The following is a 14,245-nucleotide window of genomic DNA, read 5'->3' as shown; positions in this document are numbered from 1 at the left end:
TCCCTAACTATAACAAATTATTATATAAAATTCAGCTTAAGACCTTTATTTTCTTAGAAAACGATAAATTCTCTTCACAGATTGGGCTAATTCCTCATAGTATATATCAGCATTCGCCTACTAAAGGAAAGAAAAAGAGGATTCGTTTATGAATACTTTTACCATTTCTCTAAAACCACTAGAGAACCATATGAGCAGCGACATTTACATTAGTTCTGCTCTGTTCTCACGTGTGAAGTGCAAGCACGAGTTTACGTTAACAGTAGGTTCCATCACGAAAGAAGTCGAAGCCACCGTGTTTCAGCATCGAGAATGCTGTTTCATGATGTCAGAAGCTCTATTTACAGACTTTCGCTTTCCGTATGAAACACATCAGCTGAGAGGCATTTATGAAGAGAACACGTTTAGGTTGGGACCCGTAATTAGCATCGTAACAGAAGTTCGAGAAGATGAAGAACTCTTTGGCTCCATTTCTGTATTTTGTAAGGAATTTGTTCAAGCTTGCAAGGAGTTAGGGTGTTTTTGCTATGTGAGCAAATTAAGCGACGTGAAGTCATTATCCCCTAAAGGATATGTTTATCGCGCTGATCGATGGGTTTATTCAGACGTTCCCTTTCCTGGAATCGTACACAATCGGATTCATGCCAGGAAAACGGAGCAAACCGCTGATTTTCAAACCTTTAAAACATTTTTAAAAGAACATGACGTTCCTTTCTTTAACGCACGCTACTTAAATAAATGGACGGTTTTTCAACAGCTTAAAGATGTCGTACACTTGCTTCCATATTTGCCAAAAACGTATCAGCTTCGTTCACGTCAAGATCTTCTTGACGCTTTGGAACTTCATGACGATGTTTTTTTGAAGCCTGTTCATGGTAGCCAAGGAAAAAATATTTTTAAAATTTCAAAAAAAGAGAAGTATATTTTAGACTATACAACGTTTACGCAGACATATGAAAAAGAATATGAATCTCTTTATGACTTATTTGAAACGCTTTATAGTCAATTAAAAAGGCAAGGATTTCTCATCCAAGAAGGAATTTCACTGCAGACATACAAACAGTGCCCTTTTGATTTCCGCATTCTCTGTCATAAAAAAGACGACTTGACGTGGAAAATCACGTCCATTGTCACACGTGTATCAAAACCCGGCAATTTCGTCTCAAATCTTGCCCGTGGAGGAGATATTCATCCTCCTCAGCAAGTGTTAACTCAGCTCTATGATTCAAAAACTACGCGCCATATCCTTTCACTTTTAAAAGAGATTGCGATTGAAATTTGCACGCAGCTTTCTCATCCGTCTGAACTTTATGCCGAATTCGGTATTGATTTAGCGATTGATCAAGAAGGAAAGCCTTGGATTATTGAAGTAAATGTCAAACCTTCCAAACAATCCGATTCAAGCGCTTTCTCTGTCCGTCCATCAACAAAAGCACTGCTTGATTATTGTCTGCATGCAACGAATTTTCAATTTCCCAAGGAGGATTTATGATGATTTCATTAGGCTTTTTAACGATTCACCCACAGCAAGAAGTGGAGTACGTGACCGAAATTGCTAAACATGCTTCTGAGTTTTCGATTGAAATATACCGTTTTACTCCTTTTAACATTCATCCTAACACCGAAAATATTGAAGGCTTCCGCTACGATTTACAACAAAAGAAATGGATAGAAGATTCCTTCTTACTTCCTTCGTTTATTTACGATCGCTGCTTTTATCGAAAAGACTCTCTGTCTAAAAAGGCTCGCCCTATTGTAAACTGGCTTAAACAGCGGGAAGATGTTACATTTTTAGGCCATGGATTACCCAATAAGCTAGATGTCTATGAAGTAATTAAAAAAGATAGCTATTTATCTTCATATATTCCTCCTACCACTCCAATCGAAAGTGTAGAGCAACTTGTTCAGCTGCTTCGAACAAACGATAGCCTAATGATTAAACCTGCCAACGGCTCACAAGGTAAAGGAATTGTGAAATTAAGACAGCGCGGACGTGAAATTGAAGCTTCTTATCAACAAAATGACATTGTAAACACCATTCTATTTTCCTCTTTTCAAGAGTTTAAGAACTGGTTTACGAAAACCACCCGTGATGTACTGTATATTGCTCAGCCCCATATTTCATTTTTCCCTTATGAACGCACTCCTTTTGATATAAGACTGCTATTACAAAAAGGAAACGATGGTGCTTGGAAAGAAATTGGAAGAGGCATTAGACAAGGTGAACGGGACTCTATCGTAACAAATGTAAGTTCAGGAGCATCTATTGTACCTTTTGAGAACTTGCTGCCTCGCATCCCTCGCGTTCATCGTCAATATGTAATGGATGAAATCAACACCATTTGTAAAACGATTCCGTCCGTGCTGGAAAATCACTTTCCTTCTCTTTTTGAATTAGGTATTGATTTATGTATCTCGAGAGACTTCAGCATCTGGATTCTAGATTTAAATTCGAAACCGGGAAGAAAAATAGTAATGGAAACAGCACCTGAACAAAAAGAAGTCATGTATAAAAATGTCCTGTCTTACTGCGTCTATTTAGCTAACACACTATCGTATCGTAAGGAGTAATGCTATGAAAAAAACTCTTACTCGCCTTGTTGTAGTAGAGCAGCTAGGCTGTGATCTTTCTGTTCCTGCATCTCTTTACAAAGACTCCTTGAAACAAGCAGCTTTTGGAACAATGACAGCTCCATGCCTTATACAATCTTCAGAACGTGAAGAAATTCAGATTTCAGCTGAGCTAATGACAAAACTTCAAATTCCTTTCGCCCATATGATGCATCCTATTATTGTGAATGAGACCATTCACTTAGGACCTTTAATCGGTGTGTTATCCGCTGGTTTTACTGGTTCTCTGCTGCGGCCAATTGGAAAGCGTTCCCTTCACTTAGCTAAACTTCTTTCTACTGCAAGTATAACAGGGGGCCTGCCTTTTATTTTTGGAACTCATCATATCAACTGGGAAACCGGGACCATAAACGGCTATTTTTATGAAGAAAGCGGCTGGACACAGCATGAAATCCCGCTTCCTAACGTTGTATATAATCGTTTGCCAAATCGAAAAACAGAAGGGTTAGCTCCTTTTAAGTTCATTAAAGAAAAGATGATGACTGATTATGGCATTCCATTTTTTAATCCTGATTTTTTCAACAAGTGGGAAATTCATGAGCTTTTAAAACTGAACGAGCAGACAGCCTATTTGTTACCTTACACGGTTGAAAGTCCTTCGTGTGAGCAAATAAAAAAACTTCTGCTTCTTCATCAAACCGTTTATTTAAAACCGAAAAACGGAAGCTTAGGCCGGGGCATTTATACCCTATCTTTTAAGGATTCCATGTATACGCTGACTTACAAAGGAGAAAAAGGTCTTCATGTTCAAGAAAAAGAAACCTTAGAGGATCTATTATCAGAATTTGAATATTTACTTACTAATCCTTCCTACATTGCTCAGCAGGGTATTTCATTAATCAAAAAAGAAAAGCGCTGTGTAGACTTTCGCGTGCATACGAATAAAGACGGGAATAACCAATGGGTGCTTACTGCTCTGGCTGCTAAAGTAGCGGGTCCCAACAGCATCACTACGCATCTTGATTACGGCGGAGAAATTGAAGCTACAGCTAAAATATTCACCAACCCTTCTTACAAAAAAGAAATTGAAAATAAGCTAAAAGATGCCGCTATCTCAATTAGTCATGTGCTTGAACAGGAGTTGAACGGATTAATTGGAGAGCTTGGATTCGATTTTGGAGTGGATTATCAAGGCAACGTATGGCTGTTTGAAGCTAACTCCAAGCCCGGTCGCTCTATTTTTTCACACCCTGCCTTACGAAAAGCGGATCAACAAACTAGAAAACTTTCTCTAGAATATGCGATTTACTTATCTGGATACTATCTAAATACACCTGAAGGCATCAGCATATGATTACAATTTACTATCACAAAGAAAAGCAGCAGTGGTTTCATCATAACCCTTCAGCGTCTTACACATGGGGAGTTCAAGAAATTGAACTTCCCTTTACTCAAAACATTTCTTCTACTCAAGCTTTTCTTCGTTTAAAAGGAGAAAAAGTCGGTCCTATTGTGGGAGTTTTAACGAACAAAGCGGTTTTGGAAAAACTGAATGTAAAACAGCGCCCTTTATTGGAACTCTTACATCATACCCTGCAAGAAAAAGGCGGCCTTCTTGCTTTATTCGCTGAAGAAACAATGTCTCATCACTTCTTTGAAGGGTATTGCTTTGACGGTGCAACAAAGCAGTGGATCAAAACAACTTTGCCGCTGCCAAACGTTATATATAATCGTTATCCAGGAAGAAAATCAGAAACTAAGAAGCTGACATCTTTACATCAAAAAATTAAAGGCAAGCACATCCCACTTTTTAACTCCGCTTTTTTTTCAAAATGGAAAGTATATCAATTATTTTCAAAGAATTCACTACTATCTTCTCACCTTCCTAAAACCTATCGTTTAACACCAGAAATTGATATTGCTAAGCTTCTGCAAAAGCACTCTTCCCTTTACTTTAAGCCTATTAACAGCAGTAAAGGTGCTGGAATTTTTCGATTATCTTCCCATAAGCATACGATTATTTACCAAGATCATAAACGCAAAGAAGAATTTTCTTCTTTACAAGCAATTGACCTTCCCAGGTCTGCTTATCTCATTCAAGAAGCGATTGAGACACAACCATTCAAAGACAGGCGCTATGACTTGCGTATTTTAGCGCATCACAAAGATAGCGGATATGTTATTAGCGGCGTCGGTATTCGACATAGTCCCTATCAATCCATTACAACACACACGTTAAACGGCGGCAGCATTTCACCTTTTCAAGATTTTGAAGATGAAGTAGATACTTCCTTTCTTTCGTCCTTTGTAAATACGTGCGGGCAAGTCCTTCAAAAGTCCTTCCCTCTAGTTGAAGAATTTTCTCTTGATATGGCAAAGTCAGCCCAAGGGCAGTATTATCTGTTTGAAGTGAATGCAAAACCGATGATTTTTGATGAAACAGATATTCAAACGCAAGGTGCTAAACACATATGCAACATATTTTACAAATTAACAAAATTTTTAGATTAAATGATTTTTCATCTCCTTTTCTCATGGTAAGCTTATAATAACTAATTGAGAAAGGAGATTTTCTTTATGGTTGCACATTTTCAGGTTAAACCGCTGTATCAAAATAATCGAATGCCGGGCTGGCACATCTCGTTTTATATGAATCAGGTTTATTATGAGGCTGATTATTTAAAAGATGGACAAATTGTATGGAAAACTGCGCTTTCTAATCAAATAGATGAAACACAATTAATTGATTATATTCATGAGCTTATGCTTTTTCACGTTTATGAATAGTAAGCTTTCACCGAAGGGAACGAGCACAGATGAAACAGCTGCACACACTATTTGGGGATAAAATGATTAAGGCTAAAATCCCTTCTCAATTTGAACGTTACAAATGGTTTTCATGTGATGAAGGCTTCATTGGAATTGAACACACGGCTTTATCTCAAAAAGAGCAGGCGTTACTTTCTGCTTTTTTAACCCCTTATGATGAGAAAGTTTCTTTACTAACGCCAGAGCAATTGTATTGGTCAAACCTGTTATTTGAAGCACCTGAAAAAGTCATTCACTCTCATCATACGCACCATTCTTTTCGCTTCACCCAGTTTTTAATTAAACGTTTGTTTGAACAAAAAATAGAGTTTGAAAATGCGCTTCACGCCTTGTATTCTACCTCCATTACTGTGTTGTGGATTGATAAACAATCAGGTATCGTTATCGAAACCTTTAATGATCCTAATGACTTAACTGAAAATTTATCAGATTCTATCGAGGTGCTATGTCATGATTTTGAAACTTCGATTCAGTTCTTTGAAGGACAAATTCACTTTTTTCCGTCTTCACCGCAATTAATTTTTGAGCGTGAAAAGAAATGGTTTTATCAAATTAAGCATACAGTCGAACAAAACCATGTTATTCATTTTGCCGACGTTTTACCCCATTTGGTTCTGCAAGAGTCTTCAGAGGCAATCCAAAATCATATGATACATTTACTTGACTTAGTAAAAGATGATGGAGATCTTTTAGAAACGATTAAAGTTTATTTAGAATGTAATTTAAACGTATCTCTTGCTGCTAAGAAATTGTACATGCATCGCAACAGCTTGCAGTATAGAATTGAGAAATTTATTGATCGCACACACCTTGATATCAAACACTTCACAGGAGCTGTGTCTGCTTACTTAGCCATTCTTGCTTTAAAAAATTCGCAAGATGGAGAATGAAATGAAAGGGTTTTCGTAAATAGTGCACGAAAACTCTTTCTTTTTTTTGTGCATGTTTGCCATTTACCGTTTCATTAAAAAAAATTACACTAGAGTTAAGAAAACGGTTTCACAGAGTACATACAAGGGGGAAATGGAAATGGCTGAATTACGTTTAGAACATATTTATAAAATGTATGATAAAGATGTGACGGCGGTAAAAGATTTTAACCTTCACATTCAAGATAAAGAATTTATTGTATTTGTTGGGCCTTCAGGCTGCGGGAAATCGACAACGCTTCGTATGGTTGCAGGGCTAGAGGAAATTTCCAAAGGTGATTTTTATATTGACAGCAAGCGTGTAAATGATGTTGCTCCAAAAGATCGCGATATTGCAATGGTATTCCAAAACTACGCATTGTATCCGCATATGAGCGTATATGACAACATGGCTTTCGGCTTAAAACTTCGTAAATTACCAAAAGATGAAATCGAACGCCGCGTAAAAGATGCCGCTCGTATTTTAGGACTTGAGCAATACTTAGAGCGCAAGCCAAAAGCATTATCCGGCGGACAGCGTCAGCGTGTAGCCCTAGGTCGTGCAATCGTTCGTGATGCTAAGGTCTTCTTAATGGACGAACCTTTATCAAACTTAGACGCGAAATTACGTGTGCAAATGCGTTCTGAAATTGCGAAGCTTCACCAGCGTTTGGGTACAACGACAATTTACGTAACACATGACCAAACCGAAGCAATGACAATGGCTTCTCGTCTGGTTGTTATGAAAGATGGGATTATCCAGCAGGTTGGTACACCAAAAGAAGTATATGAAAAACCTGAAAATGTATTTGTAGGCGGATTTATTGGTTCTCCTGCTATGAACTTCTTAACCGGAACGTTAAAAGACGGAAAGGTTCAAGTAGGCGATTCTCTTCTTGCAGTTCCGGAAGGTAAAATGAAAATACTTCGCGAGCAAGGATATTTAAACAAACAAATTATTTTAGGCATCCGTCCTGAAGATTTCCATGATGAGCCTGTATTTATTGAATCTTCACCTGGCACAAAAGTTACAATCAAAGTCGATGTATCCGAGTTAATGGGAGCTGAAACCATGCTTTATTCTAAACTTGGCGGACAAGATTTTGTAGCACGCGTAGATTCAAGAACAGATATTAAACCGCTTCAGTCTCTAGACTTAGCATTAGATATGAACAAAGCGCATTTCTTTGATGCAGAATCTGAACAGCGCATCCGTGCTGAACACGAATAAAAAAGACCCCCAGGGGTCTTTTTTTATTCCTGTATTTGCTTCAATTCTTCACTGTGACAAGTAGAACAGTAAAAGAGATGAATACATTGGTGATTTGCTAAATCACTAGGATACCCATTTTCTACTTTTAACTGATCGATTTCCATGTAAGCACTGTAATCATCAAAATAATCGCTGACTTTTCCCATATCCCCCAGCACTCCTCCACATGTTTTGCACGTCATTTGTACATCACTAAACCCATTACATAAGGAACAAATCGACATCCGCACACCTCGCTTTACCTGATCAATATGTACCTATAATATGCACGGAATAAAACTCTCTTACTCTTTATCAAACTCTACACAAAAATTCTATAAATTACCAATAATTTTCTATGTATATGTTTTTTTCCCTTTCGCCATAATACTAGTAACAACCGAGCACAACAGCTCGCAAGCATTGAGTTACGCCGCGGTAGGCAAGCAGATCTAATCGATGCATCTGCTCGGCTGGTTCAACTCCAGCTAACTCAACCATTACAATCTATTTTATCTAACGAGGAGATGAATACACATGGCAAATTATCAAAACGCATCAAACAGAAATTCATCAAACAAGTTAGTAGCGCCTGGTGCTCAAGCTGCTATCGATCAAATGAAGTTCGAAATCGCTAGTGAGTTTGGTGTAAACTTAGGACCAGATGCAACAGCTCGTGCGAACGGATCTGTTGGTGGCGAAATCACAAAACGTTTAGTACAATTAGCTGAGCAAAACTTAGGCGGCAAGTACTAATATTAACTAATTTCATATTATGGCTTTAGCGCTCCAAGATTTCTTGGAGCGCTTTCTAGTTTCTTTTAATCAGCTTCCTCATTCTTATTCCCAAATGATTTTACGGAAACTTTGCGAATACGTCGATTTTCTACTTCCTTAATGGTAAACAATATCTCTTCATATGAGAAAAAGTCTCCTTTAGCAGGGATATGATCAAACTGCTCATATATCCATCCCCCTAAGGTATGGCACGTACTGTCAGGAGAACTAACCGCTATATAGGTTAAAAATTCATCAATAGGGATGTCGGCGTTAAATTCGTACTCCTTTTCCCCTATCTGGTGTACATACTTAACAGCTTCATCATGTTCATCCCAAATCTCTCCTACAATTTCTTCTAATATATCCTCTAAGGTCACAAGTCCGGCCGTTCCACCAAACTCATCAACTACAATTGCCATGTGCACCTTACTTTTTTGGAGCTCTGGCAATAGAATAGATATTTTCATGGATTCTACTACAAAAATAGGTTGTCTCAACAAATCACGAATAGAAATCTTTTTTCTTTGGATTAAACAGGTTAAAAATTCTCTTTCTGATAAAATGCCAATAATATTATCAATATGATCTTCATATACAGGCACTCTCGAATATCTCTCTTCAAGAAACATTTGACAAACCGAATCAATATCGGCATTTACGTCAACTGCTGTGACATCTATTCTAGGTTTTAAAATTTGCCCCACCACAATGTCATTAAAATTGAGTGAACGATGAACTAGCTCTTTTTCAATATTATTAATCGTTCCTTCTTCTTCGCTTAAATCTACCATCACTTTAATTTCATCTTCTGTAATCGTTGGTGTAGGAGCAGACGTTAACAAGTGAGAAGTTCCTTTTTTTACCTGTAAAAATAAGAAGGAAATCGGGGTTAACAATTTAATAATAATAAATAACAAGGAAGAAATCATCAGCGCAAAAGATTCGGCATGCTCTTTAGCTAACGATTTTGGCAAGACTTCACCAAAAATCAAAATGATGATGGTCATAACGATGATACTAATCACAAGTGCTAGGTTTCCTTTAAACATATCGAGGGCAATTTTAGCTGCCAAAGAGGACGCAGCAATGTTTACGACAACATTTCCTACTAAAATTGTCGATAGCGTCTGCTCAAAGTGTTCAGCAATATGCAGCGCTTTTTTACTTCCCCGATATTTTTTCTCAGCGTAATGTTTTAAACGAATTTTATTTACGCTTGAAAAGGCTGTCTCAGCAGATGAAAAGAAAGCTGATAACATAAGCAAAACGACTAGTATCATCATTTGATTCAGAGGCAAGTCTCCCAAAAGACATTCACTCTCCTATTTTTTTGATTTTTCTGTCTTTTTATCATATCAAATTTTTTTGTTGTTGAATATTTCATTCATCAACTTTGTATTACTTTATGCTACGCATGCTTTTTATTATGAATAAGTATACAGATTGTATATCCTAAAGAATAGATACTATCTTTTATAGAGGGGTGTAGCCAATGAAAATTTTACTATTAGGCTCTACAGGGCGAGTTGGACAGTCTTTATTAAAAATGATGCTAAAAGATGAAAACGACGTTACTGTACTTGTTAGAGACCGCAATAAGCTACAGGTTAGCCATCCAAACCTACATATCTTACAAGGCGATGTACTTCATCAAGAAAATATCAACTTTGCCCTCAAGCACCAAGATATCGTAGTCAGCGCGTTAAATACAGATGGTGCAGAGACAATTTCAAAAAGTATGCCGCTTATTATAAACAGCATGAAGTATTACGGCGTTCATCGTATTCTTACCATTGGAACTGCAGGCATCTTACAATCACGAACAGAACCAGAAAAGTATCGTTTTCAATCAAATGAATCAAAGCGTAAAACGACCAGAGCAGCAGAAGATCATTTAAAAGGATACTTACACTTGAAGGAAAGTGATCTAAACTGGACGGTTATATGCCCAACATACTTGCCTGAGGGTGAAATAACAGGCACGTATCGAGTGGAAAAAGATATTTTACCAGCTGATGCCGTTAAAATCTCAACGGGAGATACCGCTCACTTTACCTACCATGAGATATGGGCTCAAAAATTTTCCAAATGCCGCGTTGGGATTGCTTATTGAAAAATCAGGAGAACTTTTCGTTTTCAAAACGAGAAGTTCTACATCCAGAAAATACCGATTATAGCTAATCCACCTAGAACAAAACCTCCTATTTGACCAACGAGAGCCGGTGTCAAAACAGGCTTTCCTTTTTCTTTCTCTAATGTGCTAATATCAAGCTTCATCTGATACATTTCTTCTTTTAAATCTTCAATCTGGCCGTGCAGCGCTTGAATCTGACGTTCTTGGTCACTCATCCACTATCTTCCCTTCCCTTTTTTATTTTTATCATATGCGTAAAAAAGTTAAAGCTTTACTTTTCGGCATCACTTTTTCTAAATGATAAAAACTCCTTTCCCCGGCTTTAGGATAAAAAACTCTTTCCTTCTCATAATAAAAAAGAATAGAGTCCTTAGTCACTGTTGAAAGGAGAACACGATGATAAAACTTGTGTTGATTCGGCACGGACAAAGCGTGTGGAATCTTGAAAATAAATTTACAGGCTGGACGGATGTAGATCTTTCTAAAAATGGATTGCAAGAAGCGCGAGAAGCTGGAAAAGTACTAAAGAAAAACGAATATACTTTTGATATTGCCTATACTTCTGTTTTAAAACGATCCATTCGCACTCTATGGATTGTCTTACATCAAATGGACTTCATGTGGATTCCCGTATATAAATCTTGGAGGCTGAATGAACGGCACTACGGGGCTCTTCAAGGTTTGAACAAAGAAGAAACCGCAAAAAAATTTGGAGAAGAGCAAGTGCATTTGTGGAGAAGGTCGATGAACGAACGCCCTCCTGCTGTAGAGACAACAGATATTCGTTATGAAGCTTCTAACCCTAAGTATAAGGAATTAGCTAAGGGACAATTTCCTGTAACGGAAAACTTAGCCGATACAGAAAAGCGGGTTCTAGAATACTGGGACGAAACTATTGCTCCTTCTATTAAAGCTGGAAAAAAGGTTATTATTTCCGCTCACGGTAATACGATTAGGGCTCTAATGCAGTACTTGGATAACATTTCGCCTGATGGCATTGCGAACTTGAATATTCCTACAAGCGTGCCGCTTGTTTATGAGCTTGATGATAATTTAAAGCCCCTTAGACATTATTATTTAGGCATCGATGGAGAGATTCCTACCCATATTCCTTCTTCATAAAAAACGTGCCTAGATTGTAGGCACGTTTTTTTATATGTTTGAACGAAAGTATTTTCCATACGCCCAGTGATTAGTAGGACCGTGTCCGGAACCAATTTCAAGCGTGTGCTTAATCGCATAGTGAACAAAATCCGAGGCAGTTTGAACTGCTTCAACCACGCTTTTGCCTTTCGCTAGTTCAGCTGTGACGCAAGCAGCAAACGTGCATCCCGTTCCATGTGTATGCTTTGTATTCATCTTTTCATGCGTGATTTCAACGTACTTATGACCATCATACACTATATCAATCATATCTTGATGAGATTGATCATGTCCGCCTTTAATTACCACGTGCTTTACACCTAGCTCATGAATCTGTTTTGCCGCTTCTTTTCGGTCTTCGATCGTGTGAATTTCTTTACCCGTGATGACTTCCGCCTCCGGTATGTTCGGCGTAATGACTTCACAAAGAGGCAACAATTCTTTTAGAGCCTGTACGGCTTCACTTTGAAGAAGAGACTGACCGCCTTTTGCAATCATAACGGGATCAACTACAACATTTTGCAGTCCGTACTGTTTGATTTTACGAGCCACTGCGTAAATAATATCAGCACTGAACAACATACCTGTCTTCACTGCATTAGGAAATAAGTCAGTGGCAATTGAATCTAACTGAGTTTCAACTGCTTCTACTTCTAAAGGATAAACTCCTTGAACGCCAACTGTATTTTGTGCGGTCACAGCTGTAATAACAGACATGCCAAAAACGTCACGCTCTTGAAATGTTTTTAAATCTGCTTGAATGCCTGCTCCTCCACCGCTGTCTGATCCAGCAATGGTTAATGCTTTTGGTACTGTCATGCTTGAAACCTCCATCTCTTTCTTACCCAATATACCGATGATAAAGTGACTTTGCTTCTACTATATCGTTTGTTCCATGGACAAAGACGCGCCCATCTTGAAACATAACTAAACGGTAATCATCTACATAAAAAGAAAGCAGATACGGATTCTGTTCAATTTTATATCCTTTTTCTTTTAATCGTTCACCTAAAGACTGCAGCGGCTGCTTGGCTGATTTGCCCGGACGGATTTGTACCGTGTTTCTTCCGCATAGCACAGCTGTTTTCGTTTGATTTTCATATTGTAAAAAGGGATACGTTTGTTCACTGCCGCATGAGCGGCAAGCAGATTTGCGAAACACGTTCACATTGATGCTCGTATACTCATTTTTCCATACGTCAAACGAAACAAGTTCCCTCCTGAGCGCATTCCAGTCTCCGACTAATATTTTTAACACTTCTGTTACTTGATGAGCGACTACCATTTGGACAGCAGGACTAATAATCCCCACTGTATCACATGTTAACCCTCCAAGCGGTACAGATTCAAGCAAACAGGATAAACACGGTGTTTCACTTGGTATGATAGTATAACTAATTCCATAACTTCCTACACATGCTCCGTAAATCCAAGGAATATCATATTTTTGTGATAAATCATTCATTACAAGGCGTGTGTCAAAATTATCGGTTGCATCAATCATAACATCTACCCCCTCAACAAGCTGTTCTAAAACTTGAGGGGTACCGTCTGCTACGTGCGCTTCTACTTTTACATCGTGATTAATATCGTGAAGCCGTTTTTTAGCGGCAATTGCTTTTGGAATTCTTTTATCAGCATCTTTTTCACTATACAATTGCTGCCGCTGAAGGTTGCTCCATTCTACATAGTCCCGGTCAATGAGCGTTATTTTCTTTACCCCCGCTCGCGCAAGGGCCTCCGCGTTCCCTGTTCCAAGAGCACCTGCTCCTACAATCAGAACATGCTTTTCTTGAATTTGCTGCTGTCCGCCTTTTCCAATAGGTTGAAACAATTCTTGGCGGGAATAACGATTAATCAACCGATACTCATCCCTTCTGTTGGACTGCTTGCCGTTGCATATTGTTTCTTTTCAATACGTCCTGCTTCAAATGCTGCTCGTCCTGCTTCAATCGCTAACTTCATAGCACGAGCCATTTTCACAGGATCTTTTGCTCCTGAAACAGCTGTATTTAATAACACACCATCTGCTCCTAACTCCATAGCTTGAGCTGCGTCTGAAGCCGTTCCAATACCTGCATCTACAATTACTGGAACAGTTGATTGTTCAATGATAAAACGCATGTTCAACGGATTAATAATACCTTGACCTGAACCTATAGGCGAAGCTCCTGGCATAATGGCATGTACGCCTAACTCCTCTAAACGACGCGCAAGTAAAACATCATCTGATGTGTAAGGTAAAACGGTAAAGCCCTCTTTTAACAGTTCTTCACTGGCTTTTAATGTTTCAACTGGATCAGGAAGCAGCGTTTTATCACATCCAATTACTTCTACTTTCACCATGTCACAAAGTCCAGAAGCCTTTGCTAATTTAGCAATACGTACGGCCTCTTCTGCATTTTTTGCTCCAGCAGTGTTAGGCAAAAGAGTGAAACGCTTCACATCAAGCGCTTCTAATAAATTAGGCTGATTTTGATCAAAAATATCCATTCGTCTCACAGCAAATGTTAAAATTTCTGTTTCTGACTCTTCTACCGCTTGACGCTGAGTCGTAAAGTCCGGAAATTTCCCTGTCCCTAATAATAAACGTGAATTAAATGTATATTGTCCAATTTTTAACATACT

The 14,245-nt window shown here is 38.3% G+C and carries 16 protein-coding genes; 10 read left to right on the top strand and 6 right to left on the bottom strand.

The window, feature by feature from the left end:
* Positions 1 to 148: 148 nt before the first annotated feature.
* The 7 genes from ACFX4G_RS23340 to ACFX4G_RS23310 all read left to right on the top strand — a co-directional run bounded on the left by ACFX4G_RS23340 (position 149) and on the right by ACFX4G_RS23310 (position 7,539).
* A complete protein-coding gene (locus tag ACFX4G_RS23340) occupies positions 149 to 1,492 on the top strand; it encodes a YheC/YheD family endospore coat-associated protein (RefSeq protein WP_043981708.1) in 1,344 nt (447 codons plus the stop codon).
* Complete coding sequence (locus tag ACFX4G_RS23335; RefSeq protein WP_237075262.1) at positions 1,489 to 2,571, top strand: YheC/YheD family endospore coat-associated protein; 1,083 nt, start codon at positions 1,489 to 1,491, stop codon at positions 2,569 to 2,571. The genes ACFX4G_RS23340 and ACFX4G_RS23335 overlap by 4 nt, the downstream gene beginning before the upstream one ends.
* Positions 2,572 to 2,575: 4 nt before the next feature.
* The gene (locus ACFX4G_RS23330; protein WP_013081661.1) at positions 2,576 to 3,925 is read left to right on the top strand and encodes a YheC/YheD family endospore coat-associated protein; all 1,350 of its coding nucleotides are present in this window, start codon (positions 2,576 to 2,578) and stop codon (positions 3,923 to 3,925) included.
* Complete coding sequence (locus tag ACFX4G_RS23325; protein ID WP_377577299.1) at positions 3,922 to 5,082, top strand: YheC/YheD family endospore coat-associated protein; 1,161 nt, start codon at positions 3,922 to 3,924, stop codon at positions 5,080 to 5,082. The genes ACFX4G_RS23330 and ACFX4G_RS23325 overlap by 4 nt, the downstream gene beginning before the upstream one ends.
* A 66-nt stretch (positions 5,083 to 5,148) precedes the next feature.
* Entirely contained in the window at positions 5,149 to 5,358 is a 210-nt protein-coding gene (locus ACFX4G_RS23320; RefSeq protein ID WP_097824995.1) for a YheE family protein, read from the top strand.
* Between the two features lie 29 nt (positions 5,359 to 5,387).
* Positions 5,388 to 6,290, top strand: coding sequence for a PucR family transcriptional regulator (locus tag ACFX4G_RS23315; protein WP_230184796.1), 903 nt, complete (start codon positions 5,388 to 5,390; stop codon positions 6,288 to 6,290).
* Between the two features lie 139 nt (positions 6,291 to 6,429).
* On the top strand, positions 6,430 to 7,539 hold the full coding sequence (locus tag ACFX4G_RS23310; protein ID WP_025752961.1) for an ABC transporter ATP-binding protein: 1,110 nt from the start codon (positions 6,430 to 6,432) through the stop codon (positions 7,537 to 7,539).
* A 23-nt stretch (positions 7,540 to 7,562) separates the two neighbouring features.
* On the opposite strand, the gene ACFX4G_RS23305 is transcribed toward ACFX4G_RS23310, so the two are convergent.
* Complete coding sequence (locus ACFX4G_RS23305; RefSeq protein WP_013055291.1) at positions 7,563 to 7,727, bottom strand: hypothetical protein; 165 nt, start codon at positions 7,725 to 7,727, stop codon at positions 7,563 to 7,565.
* Between the two features lie 370 nt (positions 7,728 to 8,097).
* On the opposite strand from ACFX4G_RS23305, the gene ACFX4G_RS23300 reads away from it, so the two are divergent.
* The gene (locus ACFX4G_RS23300; RefSeq protein ID WP_013055290.1) at positions 8,098 to 8,316 is read left to right on the top strand and encodes an alpha/beta-type small acid-soluble spore protein; all 219 of its coding nucleotides are present in this window, start codon (positions 8,098 to 8,100) and stop codon (positions 8,314 to 8,316) included.
* A 65-nt stretch (positions 8,317 to 8,381) separates the two neighbouring features.
* Here the strand turns inward: ACFX4G_RS23300 and ACFX4G_RS23295 are convergent, their stop codons facing one another.
* On the bottom strand, positions 8,382 to 9,647 hold the full coding sequence (locus tag ACFX4G_RS23295; RefSeq protein ID WP_043981703.1) for a hemolysin family protein: 1,266 nt from the start codon (positions 9,645 to 9,647) through the stop codon (positions 8,382 to 8,384).
* A gap of 185 nt (positions 9,648 to 9,832) precedes the next feature.
* On the opposite strand from ACFX4G_RS23295, the gene ACFX4G_RS23290 reads away from it, so the two are divergent.
* Positions 9,833 to 10,453 carry an NAD(P)-dependent oxidoreductase gene (locus tag ACFX4G_RS23290; RefSeq protein WP_013081655.1) on the top strand — a complete coding sequence of 207 codons (621 nt, stop codon included), beginning with the start codon at positions 9,833 to 9,835 and terminating at the stop codon, positions 10,451 to 10,453.
* Between the two features lie 38 nt (positions 10,454 to 10,491).
* On the opposite strand, the gene ACFX4G_RS23285 is transcribed toward ACFX4G_RS23290, so the two are convergent.
* Entirely contained in the window at positions 10,492 to 10,689 is a 198-nt protein-coding gene (locus ACFX4G_RS23285) for a hypothetical protein (RefSeq protein ID WP_016762958.1), read from the bottom strand.
* Between the two features lie 181 nt (positions 10,690 to 10,870).
* Between ACFX4G_RS23285 and gpmA the strand changes: the two genes are divergently transcribed.
* Positions 10,871 to 11,596 carry a 2,3-diphosphoglycerate-dependent phosphoglycerate mutase gene (gpmA, locus tag ACFX4G_RS23280; protein ID WP_377577294.1) on the top strand — a complete coding sequence of 242 codons (726 nt, stop codon included), beginning with the start codon at positions 10,871 to 10,873 and terminating at the stop codon, positions 11,594 to 11,596.
* A gap of 30 nt (positions 11,597 to 11,626) precedes the next feature.
* Here the strand turns inward: gpmA and thiD are convergent, their stop codons facing one another.
* From thiD to ACFX4G_RS23265, 3 genes are read right to left on the bottom strand one after another with little or no spacing between them, the layout of a single operon-like run.
* Complete coding sequence (gene thiD / locus ACFX4G_RS23275; RefSeq protein WP_043981702.1) at positions 11,627 to 12,436, bottom strand: bifunctional hydroxymethylpyrimidine kinase/phosphomethylpyrimidine kinase; 810 nt, start codon at positions 12,434 to 12,436, stop codon at positions 11,627 to 11,629.
* Between the two features lie 22 nt (positions 12,437 to 12,458).
* Positions 12,459 to 13,478, bottom strand: coding sequence for a thiazole biosynthesis adenylyltransferase ThiF (locus ACFX4G_RS23270; protein WP_013055284.1), 1,020 nt, complete (start codon positions 13,476 to 13,478; stop codon positions 12,459 to 12,461).
* Positions 13,475 to 14,242, bottom strand: a complete 768-nt coding sequence (locus ACFX4G_RS23265) for a thiazole synthase (RefSeq protein ID WP_013055283.1) — start codon at positions 14,240 to 14,242, stop codon at positions 13,475 to 13,477. The genes ACFX4G_RS23270 and ACFX4G_RS23265 overlap by 4 nt, the downstream gene beginning before the upstream one ends.
* Positions 14,243 to 14,245: the final 3 nt, after the last annotated feature.

Source organism: Priestia sp. YIM B13486 (assembly GCF_042787865.1).
In the GTDB taxonomy this organism is placed as follows: Bacteria; Bacillota; Bacilli; order Bacillales; family Bacillaceae_H; genus Priestia; species Priestia megaterium.
This window is presented reverse-complemented; position numbering and strand designations above follow the sequence as displayed.

Bases quoted from the DNA above. Each gene is read 5' to 3' on its own strand.
- ACFX4G_RS23340 (WP_043981708.1), top strand. From the start codon at position 149: ATGAATACTTTTACCATTTCTCTAAAACCACTAGAGAACCATATGAGC.
- ACFX4G_RS23335 (WP_237075262.1), top strand. From the start codon at position 1,489: ATGATGATTTCATTAGGCTTTTTAACGATTCACCCACAGCAAGAAGTG.
- ACFX4G_RS23330 (WP_013081661.1), top strand. From the start codon at position 2,576: ATGAAAAAAACTCTTACTCGCCTTGTTGTAGTAGAGCAGCTAGGCTGT.
- ACFX4G_RS23325 (WP_377577299.1), top strand. From the start codon at position 3,922: ATGATTACAATTTACTATCACAAAGAAAAGCAGCAGTGGTTTCATCAT.
- ACFX4G_RS23320 (WP_097824995.1), top strand. From the start codon at position 5,149: ATGGTTGCACATTTTCAGGTTAAACCGCTGTATCAAAATAATCGAATG.
- ACFX4G_RS23315 (WP_230184796.1), top strand. From the start codon at position 5,388: ATGAAACAGCTGCACACACTATTTGGGGATAAAATGATTAAGGCTAAA.
- ACFX4G_RS23310 (WP_025752961.1), top strand. From the start codon at position 6,430: ATGGCTGAATTACGTTTAGAACATATTTATAAAATGTATGATAAAGAT.
- ACFX4G_RS23305 (WP_013055291.1), bottom strand. From the start codon at position 7,727: ATGGGAAAAGTCAGCGATTATTTTGATGATTACAGTGCTTACATGGAA.
- ACFX4G_RS23300 (WP_013055290.1), top strand. From the start codon at position 8,098: ATGGCAAATTATCAAAACGCATCAAACAGAAATTCATCAAACAAGTTA.
- ACFX4G_RS23290 (WP_013081655.1), top strand. From the start codon at position 9,833: ATGAAAATTTTACTATTAGGCTCTACAGGGCGAGTTGGACAGTCTTTA.
- ACFX4G_RS23285 (WP_016762958.1), bottom strand. From the start codon at position 10,689: ATGAGTGACCAAGAACGTCAGATTCAAGCGCTGCACGGCCAGATTGAA.
- gpmA (WP_377577294.1), top strand. From the start codon at position 10,871: ATGATAAAACTTGTGTTGATTCGGCACGGACAAAGCGTGTGGAATCTT.
- thiD (WP_043981702.1), bottom strand. From the start codon at position 12,436: ATGACAGTACCAAAAGCATTAACCATTGCTGGATCAGACAGCGGTGGA.
- ACFX4G_RS23265 (WP_013055283.1), bottom strand. From the start codon at position 14,242: ATGTTAAAAATTGGACAATATACATTTAATTCACGTTTATTATTAGGG.